Source organism: Enterococcus sp. HMSC072F02 (genome assembly GCF_001837725.1).
GTDB classification, from domain to species: Bacteria; Bacillota; Bacilli; order Lactobacillales; family Enterococcaceae; genus Enterococcus_B; species Enterococcus_B lactis.
Map to the genome: position 1 here is coordinate 1 of NZ_KV833907.1, position 570 is coordinate 570.

Annotated in this window: 1 pseudogene; it reads right to left on the bottom strand. The window is 36.8% G+C overall.

What is annotated here, in order from left to right:
• Window positions 1-497 (bottom strand): annotated as a pseudogene (locus tag HMPREF2731_RS02480) (IS6-like element ISS1D family transposase); the annotation flags it as partial.
• Window positions 498-570: the final 73 nt, after the last annotated feature.

The following is a 570-nucleotide window of genomic DNA, read 5'->3' on the forward strand; positions in this document are numbered from 1 at the left end:
ATTAAATTGTTAAGATACTTCACAGTTCGGTGCTCTGTCTTAGTATATAAACCCACACTCTGTAACTTTCTAAAGGCGGAGCCAAGAGAAGGTGCTTTATCGGTCACAATTGCTTTCGGCTCACCAAACTGTTTATGGAGTCGTTTTAAGAAAGCATAGGCTGCTTGCGTATCCCGTTTCTTTCGTAACCAGATATCTAAGGTTAAGCCGTCCGCATCAATTGCACGATAAAGATAATGCCAACGTCCCTTAATTTTGATATAGGTTTCGTCCATTTTCCATGAATAGAAGGATTGTCTATTTTTCTTCTTCCAAAGATAATAGAGGACTTTGCTGTACTCTTGTACCCAACGATAAATCGTAGTATGACAAACATTTATTCCACGATCATATAACAATTCCTGAACTTCACGATAGCTTAGATTGTAACGCAGCTAGTAACCAACAGCGACAATAATGACGTCTTTTTTGAATTGTTTGCCTTTAAAATGATTCATTACTCTGTCCTCTCTGTCTTTTTTCTCAATTTTACACTAAAATAGATTTTTTGGAAAACTTTGCAACAGAACC